The sequence below is a fragment of the Kribbella pratensis genome (assembly GCF_004366075.1).
Lineage (GTDB): Bacteria > Actinomycetota > Actinomycetes > Propionibacteriales > Kribbellaceae > Kribbella > Kribbella pratensis.
Map to the genome: position 1 here is coordinate 805723 of NZ_SODU01000002.1, position 19190 is coordinate 824912.

General features: G+C 68.7%; 18 protein-coding genes and 1 riboswitch. Of the genes, 11 read left to right on the forward strand and 7 right to left on the reverse strand.

Annotation, left to right across the window (positions count from 1 at the left end; all coding sequences use genetic code 11):
• Positions 1 to 5: 5 nt before the first annotated feature.
• Together EV137_RS18980 and EV137_RS18985 are read left to right on the forward strand one after the other, a co-directional pair.
• Entirely contained in the window at positions 6 to 884 is an 879-nt protein-coding gene (locus EV137_RS18980) for a transketolase (RefSeq protein ID WP_134002178.1), read from the forward strand.
• The gene (locus EV137_RS18985) at positions 881 to 1849 is read left to right on the forward strand and encodes a transketolase family protein (protein WP_134002180.1); all 969 of its coding nucleotides are present in this window, start codon (positions 881 to 883) and stop codon (positions 1847 to 1849) included. Before EV137_RS18980 ends, EV137_RS18985 begins: the two co-directional genes overlap by 4 nt.
• Here the strand turns inward: EV137_RS18985 and ribB are convergent.
• A complete protein-coding gene (gene ribB / locus EV137_RS18990) occupies positions 1833 to 2447 on the reverse strand; it encodes a 3,4-dihydroxy-2-butanone-4-phosphate synthase (RefSeq protein WP_134002182.1) in 615 nt (204 codons plus the stop codon). The two genes, EV137_RS18985 and ribB, sit on opposite strands and share 17 nt — an antisense overlap.
• Before the next feature lie 84 nt (positions 2448 to 2531).
• Positions 2532 to 2665: riboswitch (FMN riboswitch) on the reverse strand.
• Positions 2666 to 2712: 47 nt separating this feature from the next.
• On the opposite strand from ribB, the gene EV137_RS18995 reads away from it, so the two are divergent.
• The 3 genes from EV137_RS18995 to EV137_RS19005 are packed head-to-tail and all read left to right on the forward strand — an operon-like array spanning position 2713 to position 6541.
• Positions 2713 to 4200 carry a glycoside hydrolase family 140 protein gene (locus tag EV137_RS18995; RefSeq protein ID WP_134130200.1) on the forward strand — a complete coding sequence of 496 codons (1488 nt, stop codon included), beginning with the start codon at positions 2713 to 2715 and terminating at the stop codon, positions 4198 to 4200.
• Between the two features lie 33 nt (positions 4201 to 4233).
• On the forward strand, positions 4234 to 5211 hold the full coding sequence (locus tag EV137_RS19000; RefSeq protein WP_202871043.1) for a sugar-binding transcriptional regulator: 978 nt from the start codon (positions 4234 to 4236) through the stop codon (positions 5209 to 5211).
• On the forward strand, positions 5201 to 6541 hold the full coding sequence (locus EV137_RS19005) for a threonine/serine exporter family protein (RefSeq protein WP_134002186.1): 1341 nt from the start codon (positions 5201 to 5203) through the stop codon (positions 6539 to 6541). The genes EV137_RS19000 and EV137_RS19005 overlap by 11 nt, the downstream gene beginning before the upstream one ends.
• Here the strand turns inward: EV137_RS19005 and EV137_RS19010 are convergent.
• Both EV137_RS19010 and EV137_RS19015 read right to left on the reverse strand, forming a co-directional pair.
• A complete protein-coding gene (locus tag EV137_RS19010; RefSeq protein WP_134130201.1) occupies positions 6538 to 7659 on the reverse strand; it encodes a sialidase family protein in 1122 nt (373 codons plus the stop codon). The genes EV137_RS19005 and EV137_RS19010 overlap by 4 nt on opposite strands.
• On the reverse strand, positions 7656 to 9182 hold the full coding sequence (locus EV137_RS19015) for a DUF4185 domain-containing protein (RefSeq protein WP_134130202.1): 1527 nt from the start codon (positions 9180 to 9182) through the stop codon (positions 7656 to 7658). Before EV137_RS19015 ends, EV137_RS19010 begins: the two co-directional genes overlap by 4 nt.
• Before the next feature lie 193 nt (positions 9183 to 9375).
• On the opposite strand from EV137_RS19015, the gene EV137_RS19020 reads away from it, so the two are divergent.
• The 3 genes from EV137_RS19020 to EV137_RS19030 are packed head-to-tail and all read left to right on the forward strand — an operon-like array spanning position 9376 to position 11504.
• Positions 9376 to 9774, forward strand: coding sequence for a cyclic nucleotide-binding domain-containing protein (locus EV137_RS19020; RefSeq protein WP_130386825.1), 399 nt, complete (start codon positions 9376 to 9378; stop codon positions 9772 to 9774).
• Entirely contained in the window at positions 9764 to 10741 is a 978-nt protein-coding gene (locus tag EV137_RS19025; protein ID WP_134002192.1) for an adenylate/guanylate cyclase domain-containing protein, read from the forward strand. The genes EV137_RS19020 and EV137_RS19025 overlap by 11 nt, the downstream gene beginning before the upstream one ends.
• 4 nt (positions 10742 to 10745) lie before the next feature.
• On the forward strand, positions 10746 to 11504 hold the full coding sequence (locus EV137_RS19030; RefSeq protein ID WP_238175414.1) for a GNAT family N-acetyltransferase: 759 nt from the start codon (positions 10746 to 10748) through the stop codon (positions 11502 to 11504).
• On the opposite strand, the gene EV137_RS19035 is transcribed toward EV137_RS19030, so the two are convergent.
• Both EV137_RS19035 and EV137_RS19040 read right to left on the reverse strand, forming a co-directional pair.
• Positions 11469 to 12662: an HAAS signaling domain-containing protein gene (locus EV137_RS19035; protein ID WP_134130203.1), complete on the reverse strand. Its 1194-nt coding sequence runs from the start codon at positions 12660 to 12662 to the stop codon at positions 11469 to 11471. The two genes, EV137_RS19030 and EV137_RS19035, sit on opposite strands and share 36 nt — an antisense overlap.
• Positions 12659 to 12985, reverse strand: a complete 327-nt coding sequence (locus EV137_RS19040) for a PadR family transcriptional regulator (protein WP_130386830.1) — start codon at positions 12983 to 12985, stop codon at positions 12659 to 12661. The genes EV137_RS19035 and EV137_RS19040 overlap by 4 nt, the downstream gene beginning before the upstream one ends.
• A gap of 133 nt (positions 12986 to 13118) precedes the next feature.
• Between EV137_RS19040 and EV137_RS19045 the strand changes: the two genes are divergently transcribed.
• Positions 13119 to 14045 carry a helix-turn-helix domain-containing protein gene (locus tag EV137_RS19045; RefSeq protein WP_134130204.1) on the forward strand — a complete coding sequence of 309 codons (927 nt, stop codon included), beginning with the start codon at positions 13119 to 13121 and terminating at the stop codon, positions 14043 to 14045.
• A 96-nt stretch (positions 14046 to 14141) separates the two neighbouring features.
• On the opposite strand, the gene EV137_RS19050 is transcribed toward EV137_RS19045, so the two are convergent.
• Together EV137_RS19050 and EV137_RS19055 are read right to left on the reverse strand one after the other, a co-directional pair.
• The gene (locus EV137_RS19050) at positions 14142 to 15002 is read right to left on the reverse strand and encodes a hypothetical protein (protein ID WP_134130205.1); all 861 of its coding nucleotides are present in this window, start codon (positions 15000 to 15002) and stop codon (positions 14142 to 14144) included.
• Between the two features lie 150 nt (positions 15003 to 15152).
• The gene (locus tag EV137_RS19055) at positions 15153 to 17084 is read right to left on the reverse strand and encodes a Xaa-Pro dipeptidyl-peptidase (protein WP_134130206.1); all 1932 of its coding nucleotides are present in this window, start codon (positions 17082 to 17084) and stop codon (positions 15153 to 15155) included.
• 145 nt (positions 17085 to 17229) lie between these two features.
• Here EV137_RS19055 and EV137_RS19060 point away from each other — a divergent pair, with 145 nt between their 5' ends.
• Positions 17230 to 18243, forward strand: a complete 1014-nt coding sequence (locus EV137_RS19060) for a LacI family DNA-binding transcriptional regulator (protein WP_134130207.1) — start codon at positions 17230 to 17232, stop codon at positions 18241 to 18243.
• A gap of 14 nt (positions 18244 to 18257) precedes the next feature.
• Positions 18258 to 19160: a 1,4-dihydroxy-2-naphthoyl-CoA synthase gene (locus EV137_RS19065; RefSeq protein ID WP_134130208.1), complete on the forward strand. Its 903-nt coding sequence runs from the start codon at positions 18258 to 18260 to the stop codon at positions 19158 to 19160.
• The last annotated feature ends 30 nt before the right edge of the window (positions 19161 to 19190 follow it).

Here is a 19190-nt window from a genome sequence, read left to right on the forward strand (position 1 = left end):
CCGGCATGACGCTGACCGTCGAACACACCACGATGCCGGTGCTCGGCCGGCTGCCGGTCCACAGCAGTCGCGCCGAGCAGATCGCGCACATCGCCGAGGCCGCCAAACAGATCCGGATCCAGGACCTCAAGCTGGTCCACCACGCCGGCGCCGGGCACATCGGCGGTGACTTCTCCGCGATCGACATCCTGGCCACGCTGTACGGCGCTGTGCTCGACATCTCGCCCGCGACGGTGAACGACCCCGAGCGGGACCGCTTCATCCTGAGCAAGGGGCATGTCGCGGGTGCGCTCTACACGACGCTGGCCGCGTTCGGGTTCCTGCCGGTCGAGGACCTCGCGACGTTCCTCAAGCCGCTGTCCGCGCTGAACGGGCACCCGAACCGGAACAAGGTCGCCGGCGTCGAGGCCAACACCGGCCCACTCGGGCACGGCCTGCCGGTCGCGGTCGGTCATGCCCTGTCGGCGAAGCTCGACGTCTCGTTGCGCCGTACCTATGTGCTGGTCGGTGACGGGGAGCTGCAGGAGGGCTCGAACTGGGAGGCCATGATGGCTGCCTCGCAGTACCAGCTGGACCGGCTCACCGTGATCGTCGACCGGAACCGGCTGCAGCAGGGCGCGACCACCAAGGAGACCAACGACCTCGACCCGCTGCCGGAGAAAGCGGCCGCGTTCGGGTTCGCCGTCGTGGAGGTGAACGGTCACGACCACGGCGAGCTGCTCGACGTGCTGTCCGCCGTACCGTTCCGGCCGGGCAAGCCGACTTTCGTGATCGCCCATACGCACAAGGGTCACCCGATCTCGTTCATGAGCAACAACGTCGCCTGGCACCACCGCGTACCCGATGCCGCTGAGTACCAGCAGGCCCTGAAGGAGCTGCAATGACCGTCCTCGAGACCCGTTCGATCGCGGACCAGCCGCGGTACGACTGCCGCGACGCGTACGTCGAGACGCTCGCCGAGCTGGCCGAGGCCGATCACCGGATCGTTGGCGTGGTCAACGACTCGGTCGGGTCGAGCAAGCTGAACAGCTTCCGCAAGGCGTTCCCGGACCGGCTGATCAACGTCGGCATCGCCGAGCAGGACATGGTCGGCGTCGCGTCCGGGCTGGCCAACGGCGGCCGGATCCCGTTCGTCTCGGCGGCGTCCTGCTTCCTCACCGCCCGCGCGCTCGAGCAGATCAAGGCCGACGTCGCGTACTCGAACACCAACGTGAAGCTCTGCGGCATGAGTCCTGGCGTCGCGTACGGCGAACTCGGCCCGACGCACCACTCGATCGAGGACATCGCCTGGCTGCGTGCGATCGCCAACATGACGATCATTGTTCCGGCCGACCCGATCGAGACGGCGGCGGCGTTGCGCTGGGCAGCGGCCTCGGACGGGCCGGTGTTCATCCGGGTCAGCCGGATGAGCGTGCCGAAGGTCTACGCCGAGGACTACGAGTTCGAGCTGGGCAAGGCGATCACGGTTCGCGACGGGAGCGATGTGACGCTGATCAGCAACGGGACCGTGCTGTGGCGGGCGCTGGCCGCCGCAGAACGGCTCGCGGAGGAAGGGATCTCGGCCCGGGTGCTGTCGATGCCGACGGTCAAGCCGCTGGACACCGACGCCGTGGTCGCGGCCGCGCGGGAGACGGCCGGCATCGTGACCGCGGAGGAAGCGGTGTCCGGCGGCGGCCTCGGCGGTGCCGTCGCCGAGACCGTCGTACAGCATCATCCGGCGCGGGTGTCGATCCTCGGGTTCCCCGAGTTCGCGCCCACGGGGTCGGCCGGCTACCTGCTGGACCGCTACGGCCTCTCCGCCGAGGGCATCGCGGACGCCGCCCGCAAGCTGGTCACGACAGGTAAGTGACCAGGTCGGCGATCGAGATCATCGCGAAGCCATGGGCGTCGGCGAACGCGCGCAGGTCCGCGCCGGCCATCAGCGTGCCGTCGTCGTTCATGAGTTCGCCGATCACGCCGACCGGCGGCAGCCCGGCGAGCCGGACGAGTTCGACGGTGGCCTCGGTGTGACCGGGCCGCTGCCGGACTCCGCCGGCGACCGCTCGCAACGGCAGGATGTGGCCGGGCCGGATCAGGTCCGCGGGCTGCGCCGAGAGATCGGCCAGCACACGGACGGTCCGCGCGCGGTCGGCGGCCGAGATGCCGGTCCCGACACCGGTCGCCGCATCCACCGACACGGTGTACGCCGTACGCAGGCTGTCCTGGTTGTTCGGCACCATCAGCGGCAGCTCGAGCCGGTCCAGGATCTCCGGCGCCGCGGGCGCGCAGACGTACCCGCTGGTGTGACGGACGAGCAGTGCCATCAGCTCGGGCGTCGCGAGGCTCGCGGCGAAGGTCAGGTCGCCTTCGTTCTCGCGGTCCTCGTCGTCGACGACCACGACCGGCCGTCCGGCGGCGAGCTCGGCGACAGCGTGTTCGATGGTGTCCAGGCTGGTCACGGTGTTCACGATCGTTGTCCTCTCGGGCAGTGCACTCAGAGCACTCCGGGGCAACGACAAGCTCCACGACCCGGGTCAGGGGACGTGCAGCTGCCACGTGCGTCTTCCCATCCGGACTTTCACCGTCGGTCCCGGAGTTCCACCGGGTCAACCGCTCCTTCTCACGAAGTCACGGGTCGCGGACTGTCACCGCCGGCTCGGAATTTCACCGACCCCAGAGCACGTGTGTTCTTCTCACCATCAGCTTAACGGCAACGAGCATCCCTGGAGTGTCATGTCCATCTCATCCGTCTGGCAGGAGATCGAGCTGCCCGCCGCCGCCGACTGGGTCGAGTTCGAGCACGAGAGCGGTGTAGTGCTCCGGCGGCCCACCTTCTGGGACGGCGGCGACACGTACCGCGTCCGTTTCGCGCCACCGCAGGCGGGTCGCTGGCGCTGGACCCACGGCGCGGAGGGCGCCGGCGAGAGCGGTGAGTTCGAGGTGCGTCCGGCGGACAGCGACGAGGCGAACCCGTTCTACCGGCACGGGTTCTGGCGGATGTCGCCCGGCGGCCGGAGCCTGGTGCACGCGGATGGCACGCCTGCTCTGCTGGTCGCCGACACCGCGTGGGCGCTGCCCTGGCGGGCGACCCCCGACCAGGTCCGCGAGTACGCCGCCGACCGGCAGGCGAAGGGGTTCAACGCGGTGCTGCTGATGACCGTCCAACCGGACATGCGCGCCGTCGGGCCGCGCGACCGGACTCAGGACGAGGGGTTCGCGGTCGGCTTCGAGGATCTCGCCGACGGTCACCTGAACCAGATGAACGTCGAGTACTTCCAGTACCTCGACGTACTGCTCGACACCTTGGTCGAGCACGGCCTGGTCCCTGTCCTGCAGCCGGTGTTCCAAGGCTTCGGGTGGAAGGGCCTAGACGTCGCGGGCACCGTCGTACCGCCATCCGAGTACGCCGCCTACTGCCGCTATCTCGTCGCGCGGTACGGCGCTCGGCCGGCCGTCTACCTGGTCGGCGGGGACGGCTCTGGTCACGAACCGCAGACTGCCGCCGGAGGTGCTGAGGTGCACGCCGCCGACTGCTACGGGCAGCCGACCGGTATCCATTACCGGCCGCACATCCGCGCGAATGCTCACCAGGACGCGGACTGGCTGGACTTCCAGTGGTGTCAGACCGGCCACACCGGCGAGCACGTACCGGAGCGGGTCGCGGACATGTGGCGGAATGAACCGGTGAAGGCGGTCGCGAACGGCGAACCGACGTACGAGCACACCGGCCGGACAGGTATGGCTGAGGGCTGGTGGCAGGGGCACGAGGCGTGGAGCAACCTGTGCGCGGGCGGCACGATGGGCGTCGTCTACGGTGCGGGCAGCCTGTGGCAGTGGCGACTGCACGCGGAGGAGCCGGGCCACTCCGAGTTCTTCCTCGCACCCGGCGCGGGCTGGCGCGAGGCGATCGACTTCGAAGGATCGACGTACGTCGGAATGCTCGGAAAGATCCTGGACGGGTTGCCGACCACCGACATGGCGCCGGACTGGACCCGGACGATCTCGGGGCGGGCGCTGAGTACGGCGGAGGGCGGCCTGATCGTGTACCGCGAGGACGGCGGACCGGTGATGGTGTTCGACGACACCGTCCCGCTGAGTTACACGATCGTCGATCCCCGTGACGGCTCGGTCGTCGCCACCGGCAAACGCGACACTCCGACGTCTCCCATCCCGGACGAGGGTGGAGCGCCCCGGGTCTACCTGTGCCTGCCTGACCTATAGTCCGTAGACCTGAAACGTTGCGAGGGGGTCGAGGTGAACGCGAACCGCGCGGTGCGCCAGCCCGGGCTGGACGAGCTGCGGCTGCTCGCGAAGGTGGCGCGGATGTACCACGAGAAGGGCATCCGGCAGCCGCAGATCGCCGCCGAGCTGAACCTGTCCCAGGCACGCGTTTCCCGGATGCTGAAACAGGCCGTCGAGGTCGGCATCGTGCACACCGTGGTGACCATGCCGAGCGGCGTGCACAGCGACCTCGAGGACGAGCTGCAGGGCCGGTACGGGTTGCGCGACGCGGTCGTCGTCGACACCCTCGGCGTGGGGGACGACGTACTGCCCGCGCTCGGCTCGGGCGCTGCGGCGTACCTGGATATGACCCTGACCGGTGGGCACGTGGTCGGGATCTCGTCCTGGAGCGAGACACTGATCAGCGCGGTCGACCGGATGCCGCGCAAGAGCGTGCCGGTGGTGGACAAGGTCGTGCAGATCGTCGGCGGGCTGGGCGACGCCGCGGTGCAGATGCAGGCCACCCGGCTGACCGCGCGGTTCGCCGAGCTGACCGGTGGGATGCCGGTCTACCTGCCCGCTCCCGGGCTGGTCGGGACCCCCGCCGTACGCCGGGCCATGATGAACGATGTGTCCGTTCGGGACGTTCTGGGCACCTGGGGACAGCTCACCGACGCCCTGGTCGGGATCGGCAGCCTCGAGCCCTCGCCGCTGCTGCAGCGCAGTGGGAACGCGGTCGCGGAGGCCGACCAGGACGAGTTGCGCAGGCTCGGCGCCGTCGGGGACGTGTGTTTCCGGTTCTTCGACGAAGAGGGAAAGCTCGTGCGCTCGACGTTCGACCAGCGGGTCATCGGGGTGACCGCGAAGGAGTTGCTGGCGGTGCCGCGCCGGATCGGGGTGGCCGGCGGTGACCGCAAGTACTCCGCCATCCGCGCCGCCCTGCTCGGCGGCTGGGTCAACATCCTGATCACCGACCTCGCGATGGCCCATCGCCTGCTCGATGGAGCCTGACGAGCAGCGGGAGGTCTACGCCACCATCGACCTTGCCCTGCGGGTCGGTGAGGTGCTGCTGTCCAGCGGTGCCGGTACGGCGGACGCCACCGCGACGATCCTCGGTGTCACCGCGGCCGGCGGACTGCGCGGCTGCGAGGTCGACATCACGTTCACCTCGATGGCGGTCTCGTACCAGGCCGCGCCGGACGTCGCGCCCGAGACGCACATCCGGCTGGTCCGCTACCGGTCCCAGGACTTCTCCCGGCTGACCGACGTCGACCGGCTGGTACGACGGTTCGCCCGCGGCGACGTGACCCGCGAGGAGGCGTCGCGCGAACTCGCCCGGATGACGTCGGCCGGTCCGCCGTACCCGCGCTGGAGTGCGGTGCTCGCCTGGGGCGTGATGGCCGGCGGCGCGACGCTGCTGCTCGGCGGCGGCTGGCTGATCACGTTGCTGGCGGTCTTGACCGCGATCGTGATCGACCTGAACAACCGGTGGTTCAACCGGCAGCGACTCCCCGCGTTCTACCAGCAGGTCGCCGGTGCGTTCGTGGCGACCGCGGTCGCGCTGGTCCTGTACGCCGTACACGCGCCGGTGAAACCGTCCCTGGTCGTTGCCGCCGGCATCATCATGCTGCTGGCCGGGATCGCCCTCACCGGTGCGGTGCAGGACGCGATCACCGGGTACTACGTGACCGCCGCGGCCCGGAGTCTGGAGGCGATGCTGCTCACCGGCGGGATCATCGCCGGTGTCTCGCTGGGTCTCGCGCTGGGGCTGAAGTTCGGTCTGCACGTCGGGATCGAACCCCAGACGATCCAGCTGGCGAACCTGCCGATCATGGTGATTTCCGGCTCGGTGATGGCGGTCGCGTTCGGGTACGCGTCGTACGCACCCCTCCGCGCGTTGCTGCCGATCGCCGTGATGGGTGCACTGGCCTCGCTGATCTTCACCTTGATGACCAGGGCATCTTTCGGGCCGGCCTGGTCCACCGCCGCGGCTGCCTTCGTCGTCGGTCTGGGCGGCTACTCCAGCGGCCGGCGGACCGGCGTACCACCGCTGGTCGTGGTCGTCGCCGGCTCGATCCCGCTGCTGCCGGGGCTGACGATCTACAAGGGCCTCTACGAGCTGATGGCCGTCGGCCAGCTCATCGGCATCGTCAGCCTCACGACCGCGGTCGCGATCGGCGTCGCACTCGCCTCGGGCCTGATCCTCGGCGAGTACGTCGCGCAACCCATCCGCCGCGAGGCGCGCCGTCTCGAGGACCGCCTGGCCGGTCCCCGCCTCGTCGGCCCCCGCCGCCCGGTACGCCGCCGTACCTCGTCCCGCCGCCGGCGCCGCGCGGCCTAGCTGGCCGGCCCGGTGGCGAAGTACGTCTTGCAGGTCGGGCCGTCGTAGTCGGAGGCGAGTTCGAGGACTGTGCTGCCGTCGGGGGAGACGACCATCGGAGAGCTGTAGTTCGGGCAATAGTTGTTGTACGGATTGTCGACGGCGACCGGTGCGGCCAGCTCGGACCAGTAACCGCTCGTCCCGGTGGTGTTGGCGAGGATGGTGCGGCCGTTGCCTTCGGCCACGGAACCGTCGGCGTTCTGGAGGATCTGGCCGATCAGCAGCAGCTTGCCGTTCGGTGCCAGCGCGATCGTCGGAGCATGGGTGAAGTACCTGCCGTCGGCGGTCTGCGCCCGGACACCGGGTCTGGCGGGCGATCCCCAGTTCCAGCCGTCACGGGACTGGCGGGTGTAGACGGCGCAGTCGTACTGGCCGCCGACGCCACAGACCTCGTACGACATCACGTACTTCCCGCTGGGCAGCTGCCGTACGACGGACATGCCGGGTCGATGTGCGGGCGTCGGGCTCGACACGGTGGGCCGCGGATCCCTCCAGGTGATGCCGTCGGTACTCCGGACCTCCATGAGCTTCTGGCTGTGCGCCGGATCGGTCTCGTCGGAGTAGTGGCAGACGAGCTGGCCGTCGGCCGCGACCGAGAACTCGGGTTCCCACAGGCCGCGGTCGTTCGGCGCGGTCGCGCAACTGGACAGGTACGACCAGGTACGGCCGACGTCGTTGCTCTTCCAGATCCGCAGCGACATCGGCCGCGCGTCCGCGCCCACGGAGGCGGCCCAGAGCAACGTGCCGGGCGGCAGCGCGCCGATGCGCCGTGGAAGCTCGAAGAGCGTCGCGCAGCACAGGCCCTTGCCGTTGGACGCCTGCGGGTCCGCGACCGTGCCCACCTGGGCGAAGCTCGCGCCGTCGGTGGTGCTCTCGTAGATGGCGCCGAGCCCGGTGTTGCCGTTGAACGTCACCACGCTTGCGAGGATCCGGCCGTTCGCCGTGCCGTTGTGTTCGAGCCGGATCGCGCGCGGATAGAGACCGACGCTGTCCCGCAACAACTGTCCGGTCGCGGCCTGCGCCGGTGCCGGCACCAGGACACCGGCGATGATCATCAGTGCCAGGAACAGCCGTTTCATCGGATTTCCTCCAGCTCGACGTCGTCCAGTTGCAGCCAGACGTCCTGCCCGTGGCCGAAGAAGCCGCCGTACAGTTGGACCAACGACTCTCCGCCGGCGTCGAACTCGACGGAGACCTTCGTGTACTGCGGATGCGCGCCACCGGACTGCTGCGCGATCGTGCGTCCGCGGAGCGTGCGGACGCCGAGCATCGTTTCGCTGTTGTTCTCCGCCGTCCGGATCCAGGCGGAGAGCCGGTAGCGGTGATTGGGGCGTACGGCAACGGTCTGCTGGATCTGGTGGGTGCCGATCGAGTCGCGGACGAACGCGTTGTTGGTGCCGGTGTGGCCGAGGTTCGTGCGGTCGATGCCGCCGGTACCGCTCAGTTGCCAGGGTGCGGACGGCGTACCACTGGTCTGGCTCTCGAAGCCGGGATCCGTGACCAGGTTGGTGATCCGGCCGTCGTCGGTGAGCTTGGTGCGCATCAGGAAAACGTTGTACGGATCCCACTGGGACATCGTGAAGTAGAGGTCCGGGCCTGATGACCAGGGGTGCATGAACGATCCGTACAAGCCCGGGTATTCGGAGCCTTTGACAACGACCTGTTCGCCGCTCCACGGGCCGGTGAGGTCCTTCGCCGAGCGCAGCACGATCGCGGCGCGGTGCTCGTCGAGATACATCATCAGCCATTTGCCGGTGTACGCGTTCCACTGCAACGACACCTCGCCGATCGGGCCGACCGCGATCGGTACGGCGGCCGACTCCTGCGGCGACCAGGTCCGGCCGTCCCAGTACCGCCAAGCCTTCTTCTGGAGGACCTGTTGCTCGGGAACCCTCGCGAGATGGGCGTTGCCGAACCGGCCGTTCGGCGTACCGATCATGTAGACGTAACCCTTGTCCTTGACCAGGGCCGTCATCTGGAAGTTGTCGTCCCAGGTCTTGGTGTTCAGCCAGCGGGCGCCTGGGTCCTTGGTCCAGTTCTCGCCGTTGTCGTCGGAGTACGCGAAGCCGGAGTAGTTCGTGAACCAACTGCCGGCCGGACCCCAGTAGTTGACCGACATGTACTGCACGTACTGGCGCTTCCCGACCGAGATCCCCGCGGTCGGGATCACCGTGTGCTCGTCGCGGTCGATCTTCTTGCAGGGCAGGAACTCCTTGGCGTGACCGGGCCGGTCCTCGGCCGCCGAGTCGAGCGTCATCCCGTCGGCCAGGTTGCGGTCCTTGCTGCGGAAGAGCAGGTTGCACCGCCAGTCGATCGTCGCCTGGTCACCGGCACCGCCGCCCGGCCCGGTCCAGCCGCTGCCGTAGCTGTCGCCGAACGCGGTCAGGATCTCGCCGGATCCGTTGTCCCAGAGGATGCCGAGATCGGTCGCCTTCAGGGCGAAGCGCGCCTCGGTGTCGTTGATCGACTCCGGACCGGTGAGCTTGGCGATCCGCTCGACCGGCGACGGTACGGCCGTTGCTTGGGCGGGTGCGGACTGGTCGGCAGGCACCACGGCCGCTCCGATCAGGGCAGGCAGGACGAGCAACCATCGTTTCCGCATCAGGGGCTCCTCGGGCGGTTGCAGAGAGGTGGCATCCAGAAATCGATTGCCCGACCGTAACCGCGGGCCGCGGGGACGGTCAATGGGTCGCGACCTCTGCGCAGGTCGCGGACTGCCTGTCCTCCTGATCTCGGCGCGTGCGTTAGAGTTACTGACTGGAAACATCGGCCGATCGCCGACGAGGAGGATCGACGTGGCACTGGGTAGGACGTCCCCACGGGACCTGCCGTTGTTCGCGGATCTGTCCGGACGCGACATCCGGGACATCTTCCGGGCCGGCGAGGAGGTCTCGGTACCGGCCGGCTGGTCGCTGATCCTGGAGCAGACGCCTCCGGACGCGGCGTACCTGATCCTCAGCGGTACGGCGGCGGTCCGCGAGAAGGGCCAGGAGATCGCCGAGCTCGGCCCGGGCGACATCGCCGGCGAGGTCGCGGTCCGGAAGAACACGTTGCGAACGGCAACCGTCACGGCGAAGTCGCGGCTGCAGCTGCTGCACTTCACCCGGGAGAAGTTCGACGACCTCACCCGCCGGCTGCCGGCGTTCCGGGACGCCATCGACGCCACCATCGCCGAGCGCCGCGGTGGCCACTGACCCTGGGGCGCCGGATCTGGCCGGGTTGACGCGGGAGTTCGAGCAGACCCTGCTGGGCGGGGAACGGAAGTTCACCCGGATCCAGGTGTCCGAGCGGGCCGGGATCTCGATCCAGCGCGCCGAGCGGATGTGGCACGCGCTCGGGTTCGCGACCGTGCCGGACGACGAGGTGGCGTTCACCGACGACGACGTCGAGGCGTTGCGGCTGGTCGCGGCGCTCGAGGACGACGGGTTCATCGAGCCCGAGATGGAGTCGTCACTGGCCCGGAAACTCGGCCAGACGCAGTCGCGGCTGGCGTCGTGGCAGTCGGCGATGTTCCTGGAGTTCCTCGGCGGGTCCAAGCTGTCCGCGGACGAGTCGATCGAGGTTGCCGGCCTGTTGCTGCCGGCCATGGAGCGGCTGCAGACGTACGTCTGGCGCCGGCACCTCGCCGCGGCGGCCGGGCGGGCGGTGGCGGGGTCCGACGAGCTGGCACGTGGGGTGCGGGCGGTCGGATTCGCGGACATCGTCAGCTACACGCGCCTGACGCGGCGGTTGACCGAGGCCGAGCTCGGGGAGCTGATCGAGCGCTTCGAGGGTATGGCCGCGGACGTGGTCGCGCTGAACGGCGGCCGGGTGATCAAGTCGATCGGCGACGAGGTGCTGTTCGTGGCCGACACCGCCGCAGAGGGGGCTGCGGTCGCACTCGCCTTGCAGGACGCGGTGAACGCCGACGACGACCTTCCCGAGCTGCGGATCGGGCTCGCGTACGGCACGATCCTGATCCGGTTGGGCGACGTGTACGGCGAGGTTGTCAACCTGGCCGCCCGTCTCACCACGGAATGCAAACCCGGCCGGGTTCTCGCCGACCGCGAACTCGCCACAGCCCTCGACGGCCATTCGTCGTACGCCGTCCACCGTCTCCGCCGCGTCGCCGTCCGCGGCTACCGCCACCTCGTCCCGTACGCGATCCAACGGGCAGAATGACCGCGTGCACGAGCTTCTGACGACCGCGGCGCTGGCAACGGCGGCTGCGGATGATCCGATGATCGTCTGGGCCGCACAGGGCTTCGGCCCTGGCACTCGCGCCTGGTACGACGGGGATGCCGTGGCGGTTGCCTCGCCGGACGTGTCGAAGCATGATCGGCTCGCGGTGATCGGCCCGGTCGACGACGCGGTGCGGTTGACCGCCGACGTGCTCGCCGAGGTGGGTCCGTCGTACCGGCCGTTCGGCGACGAGGCGCTGATCCGTGAGCTGGCGGAGCGGGTGCCGGGGCTGAGGTTCTCGGCGGCGTTCGGGTGGATGGACTCGGACACGCTCCCGGACCTCACGACGACCGCTGCGTGGGTGGACGATGACTCCGGCCTTGAAGAGTTGCTCGCCGCGGCGTCGCCCTCGTCGTACGCTTGGCCCGGGCATCCCGGCGTACGGCGGTGGGCTGCGGTGACGGGCGAGCGTGGTGAGTTGTTGAGTATCGCCGCGGATGCGTGGAGCGCCCCCGAGGTCGGGTTCCTCGCTGGCGTCGCAACGCATCCTGTTGCCCGTGGCAAAGGACTGTCGCGGCAGGTGTGCGGATTCGTCACCGCCGAACTGGTGAAGCGCCACGGACGAGTCGGACTGATGGTCAACGGCGACAACACGCCCGCGATCAAGGTGTACGAACGCCTCGGCTACACGTATCGCGGGGTCGCGGCCGCGTCAGTCCGTTCCTGGTCACCTGGTGGGCTTCACGGTGAGCGTCGCGCCTGAGGTCGGGGTTGCCGAAGGGGCGACTGGGGTCGGGGCGGTCCGGGTGGCTGGTGCGGGTGGTGGGACGAAGGGGGCCTTCGTGGTCTCCTTGCAGTCCTCCGGGCTGGAATAGCCGTTCTCATCGGGGACGACCACCGCCTGCGGGAAGAGGTTGCTGGTGGTGTCCCGGGACTCCTGCCCGTAGTTGGTCGCGCAGTCCTGCAGCTCCATGCTGATCGGGTTGCCGTCCTGGTCGTACAGCCGGACCGTGACCTGCTTGCCCTGGGCATCGAACGGGTAGATGTTCGAGACTGCGGTGCCGTTCACCACCACGCCCTTGGTCGGTGGTTCGTAGTTCGGCCCGCTGCCGCGGTAGTGGTTGTAGTTGTCCAGGAACCCGAACGACGCGCCGACGTACGCCGCGGCAAGGAACGCCGGGACGGCAACCGCTGCGACGACGTTGAGCGGTACGACGTACCACAGCCAGCGCCGGTCCTGCTGGGTCCGGCGACCGATCCAGATCGAGACCGCCGCACCGGCGATGGCTCCGACCACGGTCACCGAGATGGCGCCGAACAGCGCAAAGAACCCGGCCGCGCCGATCATGCCGCGCGCGACCCACCAGACCGGTTGGCCGATCGTCACCAGTTCGTGCCGGACGTTCGGAGGGACCTGGTCGATCCAGCCGCGGACCGCGGTCGCCCACTGCGCGCCCCGCGGGGTGTCCAGGACGATCCGCGGGTCGTTGCCGTTCAACGCCCGTACGCCGAGGAACGCCGCGACGAACAGCACGCCGAGCCCGAGCAGCCCGAAGAACGCCGTCTCGTCGCTCGACCACGCGAAGATGCTGACGGCAACGAAGAACGGCCCGACAGTGCCGGCGATCAGACCCCAGCGCAGCGCGTTCCAGCCGGACGTGAGGTAGTCCTGGCTGACCGGCTCGGTGCGTGCCGGATAGCCCGCCGCGGTCCGCAGTTCGTCGGCGTACTGCCGCGGCGTGCCGAGTCGTACCTGCAGGTCGCTCAAGGTCGGCTCGGCGTCGAACTCGCCTGCTACCTCGGTGAGGTGGTCGGTGACGTCCTGAAGCACGTCCTCCAGTTCACCCGGCGGCAGGTCGCTGAGCTCGGCTCGCACCTGCGTCAGGTAGATCGCGACCGCTCCGGTCAGGGTGCTGTTCACGCGGCCTCCTCCTCCAGCAGCACCGACATCGTGTCGGCGAAGTGATTCCAGGTCTTGGTCGATCGGGCCAGCAGGTCATGGCCGGTCTTGTTCAGCCCGTAGTACTTGCGGTGCGGGCCTTCCTCGCTCGGTTGCACGTACGACGTCAGCGCGCCGGCCTGGAAGAGCCGGCGGAGCGTCCCGTACACGGAGGCGTCCGCGACGTCCTCGAGCCCCGCGGCGCGCAGCCGGCGAAGTACGTCGTACCCGTAACCGTCGGCGTCCCGCAGTACAGCCAGCACTGCGAGATCCAGTACGCCCTTGAGCAGCTGGCTCGTATCCATCGCGACCTCCTCCGGCACCGGCGGTGCTCCGCTGCGAAGACTACTACACATTGTGGAGTACTCCGTTAACCACTCAGAGGTTCCGCAATTTCGATCAAGTCGGAGGCCGGGTGGTGGGGGCACAGTGGTGGGCATGGCGGATGTGTTCGAGGAATTCGTGGCGGTGGTCGCCGACGGTCTGCGCGGTCTCGACGGTCCGGTGAACGGTGCCGGGCTGGCGGGACGGGTGCATCTGTCCCGGTTCCACTTCGACCGCGTGATCGGTGCGGTGGCCGGCGAATCGCCGTTCGCGTTCCGGCGCCGGGTGTTGCTGGAGCGGGCGGCGTACCGGTTGCTGGTCGAGCCGGTCGCCGTACTGGACGTCGCGGTCGAGGCCGGGTACGGGTCGCACGAGGCGTTCACGCGGGCGTTCGCCAGGGCCTACGGGATGTCGCCACGAGAGTGGCGGCGGGAGTCGTCGCGGATGTTCTTCCTCGCGGCGCCGAGTGGAGTGCATTTCCAGCCGCCGGCCGGCCTTCGGCTGCCGGCTCGTAGAAAGGTGAGAGGCATGGACGTACTTGTCAGGATGGTCGAGCACCACGTGTGGTTGACCGGCGAAATGATCGAACGCGGCGCCCGCCTGGACGCCGCCACACTGGACCGGCCGATCGAGCTCTCCGTCGAGGGGATCGACGACGACATCTCGATCCGCTACCTACTGGACCGCCTGGTCTGGCAGGAGGAGATGTGGCTGGCGTCCGTCGAGGACCGCCCGTTCCAGGTCCCCGAGTGCGGCCGTCAGGTCGTCACCCCGATCCCCGAACTCCGCACCCGCCACGCGGACGCCGGCGCGCGCTTCGTGGCCCTGGTCAACCAACTCAACGAAGACGGCCGCTTCGACGAGAGCTTCGTCGACACCACCTGCGAACCACCCCGCGTCTTCACCTACGGCGGCATGGTCGCCCACGTCCTGACCTTCGCCGCCCACCGCAGATCCCTCCTGGTAGGCGCCTTCCACACCGCCGGCATCACCGACCTAGCCTTCGGCGACCCAATGCACTTCGTAGCCGAAGGCAACTAGTCCGTCGAGTCGTGGGATTTGGCTCTCATCGCTAGCCGATTTCCACGACTCGGTGATGCGGAACGGAGCCAATCGCCACGACTCGGCGGGAGCGGGTCAGGCGGCCAGGTGTCGGTGGCGGATGCGGAGGTCCTCGGAGATGCGGGCGACGACGGTGTGTGGGATCTGGAGGAGGTCGTACGCCGTGAACACCCGGACGAGCCAGCCTTCGCGCTCGAGGTTCTCGCGGCGGCGGATGTCCTGCCGCCACTGACGGGCATCCGTGAGGTGGTGCCGCCCGTCGTACTCGATCGCGAGACTGACCTCCGGGTAGCTCAGGTCCGGTTCGGCCAGCCAGCCGCCCGCGGCGTCGGAGATCACGTAGCCGATCCGCGGTTCGGGAAGGCCGCCGTCAACGAGGAGCAGGCGGAGCAGGGATTCCATCGGGGAGTCCACGCCGGCTCGGACGCGCGCCGCCGCTCGGCGGGCGAGCCGGACGCTCCGCACTCCGATCGCGGCGGCGACAGTCTCGACCAGGTGAAGCGGCTCGACGTCGGTGCGTCGTACCAGGGAGTCGCCCGCGGCGACGAGCTTGGTGAGATCGCAGTACGGCGCCAGGTCGAGGAATGTCCGCTCAGGTGGAGTAAGTGGCAGTCCGTCGCGTAGCGTGCGGTCGAGGTGCTGCACCTCATGCACGCGCAGACCGCTGATTCGCGGAAGGGACAGCCGTGGATCGCGCTGGACCGTCACATGTACGACGTCGCCGGCGCGGTCGTTGGCGGTCCACAGACTCAACGCGGTCTGGTGGCTCACCACCGCCTCGGGCGTCAACAGCAATGCGGCCTCGGCCTGCAACCGGGGCGTGACGGCGACCGTCCCGTCGACGTACACGGAACCCAGCACCCGCCGGTACTGCGTGCCGCGCAGCACACCCCGCGAGATCCCTAACGCCTTGGCATCCGCCGCCGTGAACAACACCCCATCATTGTCCCGATTTCCCCACTCCACGGCGTCCGTTGTCCACAGGCCCCACCGAGTCGTGGCGATTGGCTCCGGACCCATTCATCGAGTCGTGGATCGCAGCTGGTTTTCACAGCCGATTTTCACGACTCGGCGGGTGGGGGAGTTCTAGTTCTTGGGGTCGTGGAGGTTGGGGCGTTGGGTGGGGGTTTTGATCTGGACGTTGATGGTGGGGATTTGGGTGGGTGCCGTTAGGTGGCCGGAGGCTACGGGGATGTTGAGTTTGCTGGCGGCCAGGTCGATGTCGATGGTGGCGCCGGTGGTGTTGGGGGTCGTCCACTCGGTGTCGGACAGGGTGATGGCGAGTCCGACGATGCGGCCCTTGGGGATGATCTGGTCCTGGGCGCGGAGGGGGACGGTGACGGTGGTCCACTGGCCGGGCTTCAGCGGGGTCGGCTGCGAGAGCGACTTGCTGTGGGCGGCGTCGATCCAGCCGCGGCTGACGATGCCGTGATCGCTCTGGGTGGTGACCTTGTCGACGGTGAAGTAGCAGCTGTCGTCGTAGTCGGTGCTCGAGCCCTCACAGGTGCTTTCGTCGGTACGGCGGATGCCGGAGTACCGCGCGGCTTCGCCGTACTCGACGAGTCGTGCGGTCACCGGTGTCGTCGACGAGTCGGACTTCAGCCGGAGCGTGACCGACGGCGTGCCGCTGATCCGCAGCGGTGCGGCGAGCGGCGCGGACAGGAACATCTGCCGTCCCGCGATCACCTCCGACGGGTCCGCGACGATGTCGTCCTCGGTCAGCTCGGGATCGTCCGTGACCATCACCGAACCCTTGCCCGCAGCACCTAGTTTGCCGGCCGCGAGCGGCACCGACACAGGGCGGTTCACGGCCGGCCAGGTCTTGTAGTTGCGCCACACGTCGGGAGCCGTCTCGACCGAGACCATCGGCTCGTTCATGACGCCGTTCTGCAGGCCCTGCAGCCAGTAGTCGAACCACTTGTGCAGTTCGTCCACCCACTCGTCGCGCCGGAACTCGAACGGATCCACGTGGTCCTCGAGACCCAGCCACAGCTTCCGCGGTACGTCGTTCCGCGAGAGCGCCGACCACCACTGTGAGAAGTGGTTGGTCTGCACGTTGTAGTCGCTGAGCCCGTGCGTCATGAAGACCGACGCCTTCACCTTCGACACGTTCTTCGTGTAGTCGCGCTCGGCCCAGAACGACGTGTAGTTGCCGGTGTCGTCATCGTCGTTGTCGCCGAGCTTGCCGCGGACCTCGTCGCAGGCTGCGCTGTCGTGACCGACGTACCCGCCCAGCCAGGGCATGTAATCGTCCGAGTACGGTACGCCGCCGGACCGGGTGTAGTCGTACCACGAGGAGATCGCCGAGATCGGCACGATCGTCTTCAGGCCCCTCACCCCGGTCGCCGCGACACCGTTCGCGAGTGTCCCGTCGTACGACTTGCCGATCATCCCGACCGCGCCGGTCGTCCAGGACGCCTTCACCGGTTGGCCGTTGGCGGTGTGCGCGGTGTTGCGGCCGTTCAGCCAGTCGATCACGTCGACGACCGACTGGATCTCGTCCCGGCCGCCGACGTCGCCGCAGCCGGTGGAGCGGCCGGTGCCGACGACGTCCACGCCGACCATCGCGTAGCCGCGCGGGACGAAGTAGTTGTCGTAGAACAACGGCATTTTCCGGATCACGCCGTCGCCGTCGTACGTCTTCTTCTCGCTCTCGTTGCCGCGTCCGCAGCAGGAGTAGTACGGCGAGGCGTCCATGATGACCGGGATCTTCGTGCCGTTGAGGACGGGCTCGCTCGGCCGGACGATGTCGACCGCGATCACGTCGTCCTTGCCGTCGCTGTCGGTGTCCATCGTGGTGTCGACGTAGACCGACTCGCGGATCGCGTTCGCGTAGTCGTAGACCGGCTGGGTGCTCTTGGTGCGCGCGTCGACGTGCTGCGGCACACTGGGAGCAGCCGGGGCCGGCGTACCGGGTCCGTCCGGGAGCGGAGCAGCCATGGCCGGACCGGCAAGGGTCGTCAGGCTGAGCACAGCGGACGCGACCAGGATCGTCACCCGGGCATGGACGGTCCTCATGGCTGGGAAGGCTAGTCACTCGCGCGCCGCAACGCCAGGTTCTGACCGGATTGGTAGCGACCTGCCCGATACTCAGCGTGAGAACGGGTGAGTTCGGTAGGGTGACCGCCACCGCCCCCGGGGGGACGCACGAAAGGGTAGGCCAGTGAATCTGCGAGCACCGGTGACATTGCTGGACGTGGCGCAGCGTGCGGGTGTGTCGGTCGCGACCGCCTCCCGCGTGCTCAACGGCGGGGACCGGATCCCCCGTCCAGAGCTGCAGGAGCGGGTCAAGGCCGCCGCCGACGAGCTCGGCTACACGCCGAACGCGCAGGCGCAGGCGTTGGCCAAGTCGTCGACGAACGTGGTCGGCATCCTGGTCCACGACATCGAGGACCCGTACTTCGCCGCGATCGCGAACGGCGTGATGCGGGCCGCGGACGAGCGCAACCTGCTGGTGATGATGGCCAGCACGTTCCGTGACTCCGACCGCGAGATCGCCTACCTGTCGTCGTTGCGCGCGCAACGAGCCCGGGCCGCGGTGATGATCGGCAGCCGGCGGACCGACAGCGAGAGCCTGGCGCGGACGGCGACCGAGGTGGAGACCTTCCTCAACTCCGGCGCGGGTCTTGCCCTGGTCAGTCAGTCCGGGATGCCGGCGCACACCGTTGAACCGGACAACCGTTCCGGGTCGGCGGATCTCGCGCGCGGGCTGGTCGGGCTCGGCTGGCGGAAGTTCGCCGTACTCGGAGGGCCGGAGAGCCTTGCGACGGCACGCGATCGGCGGGACGGCTTCGTCGCCGGGCTGGCCGAGGCAGGGTTGGAGCCGGTGGCGGTCGAGTCCGGTGACTTCACTCGCGACGGTGGGTACGCCGCCGCGGAGCAGCTGCTCGACCGCAAGGCCGATGTGGACTGCGTGTTCGCGGTGAACGACGTGATGGCGGTCGGTGCGATGTCGGCGTTGCGGGCGCGCGGTGTCGACGTACCTGGCCGGCTCGGTGTCGCCGGGTTCGACGACATCGCGACGCTGCGAGACGTGTGGCCGGGGCTGACGACCGTACGGCTGCCACTGGAGCAGATGGGCCGCCGCGCGCTGGAGCTCGCCATCGAGGGCGGCGACGCGACGACCGAGACGTTCAAGGCGGAAGTAGTACTGCGGGAGAGCACCGCACGCGGCTGAAATATGCTCGCCGGGTGACCGTCTCCGAGATCTTCGACCCGTCGGCCTGGAAGCAGGTGGACGGCTTCGAGCTGACCGACATCACGTACCACCGCGCGGTCGACGCCGGTGTGGTGCGGATCGCCTTCGACCGGCCCGAGGTGCGCAACGCGTTCCGGCCGCAGACCGTCGACGAGCTGTACCGCGTTCTGGACCACGCCCGGATGTCCACCGACGTCGGCTGTGTGCTGCTCACCGGTAACGGCCCGTCGCCGAAGGACGGCGGCTGGGCGTTCTGCTCGGGCGGCGACCAGCGGATCCGCGGCAAGGACGGTTACAAGTACGCAGAGGGTACGACGGCCGACTCGATCGACCCGGCGCGCGCGGGCCGGCTGCACATCCTCGAGGTACAGCGGCTGATCCGCTTCATGTCGAAGGTCGTGATCTGTGTCGTTCCCGGCTGGGCCGCGGGTGGCGGGCACAGTCTGCACGTGGTCGCGGACCTCACGCTGGCATCCGCGGAGCATGCACGGTTCAAGCAGACGGATGCGGACGTGGCGTCGTTCGACGGCGGGTTCGGGTCGGCGTACTTGGCGCGGCAGGTCGGGCAGAAGTTCGCCCGCGAGATCTTCTTCCTCGGCGACGAGTACTCGGCCGAGGACGCGTACCGGATGGGCATGGTCAACAAGGTCGTTCCACACGCCGAGCTCGAAGCGGTGGCGCTGGAGTGGGGCAAGAAGATCTGCGCGAAGTCCCCGACCGCCCAGCGGATGCTGAAGTACGCGTTCAACCTGATCGACGACGGGCTCGTCGGGCAGCAGCTGTTCGCCGGTGAGGCGACCCGTCTCGCGTACGGCACCGACGAGGCCGCCGAGGGCCGCGACGCGTTCCTGGAGAAGCGATCGCCGGACTGGTCGCCGTACCCCTACGCTTTCTAACACGATCTGGTGGTTAGTTAGCAGAAAAAT

Excerpts from the sequence above, each read along its gene's own strand:
- EV137_RS18980 (WP_134002178.1), top strand. The coding sequence starts at position 6 with ATGACGCTGACCGTCGAACACACCACGATGCCGGTGCTCGGCCGGCTG.
- EV137_RS18985 (WP_134002180.1), top strand. The coding sequence starts at position 881 with ATGACCGTCCTCGAGACCCGTTCGATCGCGGACCAGCCGCGGTACGAC.
- EV137_RS18995 (WP_134130200.1), top strand. The coding sequence starts at position 2,713 with ATGTCCATCTCATCCGTCTGGCAGGAGATCGAGCTGCCCGCCGCCGCC.
- EV137_RS19005 (WP_134002186.1), top strand. The coding sequence starts at position 5,201 with ATGGAGCCTGACGAGCAGCGGGAGGTCTACGCCACCATCGACCTTGCC.
- EV137_RS19010 (WP_134130201.1), bottom strand. The coding sequence starts at position 7,659 with ATGAAACGGCTGTTCCTGGCACTGATGATCATCGCCGGTGTCCTGGTG.
- EV137_RS19015 (WP_134130202.1), bottom strand. The coding sequence starts at position 9,182 with ATGCGGAAACGATGGTTGCTCGTCCTGCCTGCCCTGATCGGAGCGGCC.
- EV137_RS19040 (WP_130386830.1), bottom strand. The coding sequence starts at position 12,985 with ATGGATACGAGCCAGCTGCTCAAGGGCGTACTGGATCTCGCAGTGCTG.
- EV137_RS19045 (WP_134130204.1), top strand. The coding sequence starts at position 13,119 with ATGGCGGATGTGTTCGAGGAATTCGTGGCGGTGGTCGCCGACGGTCTG.
- EV137_RS19055 (WP_134130206.1), bottom strand. The coding sequence starts at position 17,084 with ATGAGGACCGTCCATGCCCGGGTGACGATCCTGGTCGCGTCCGCTGTG.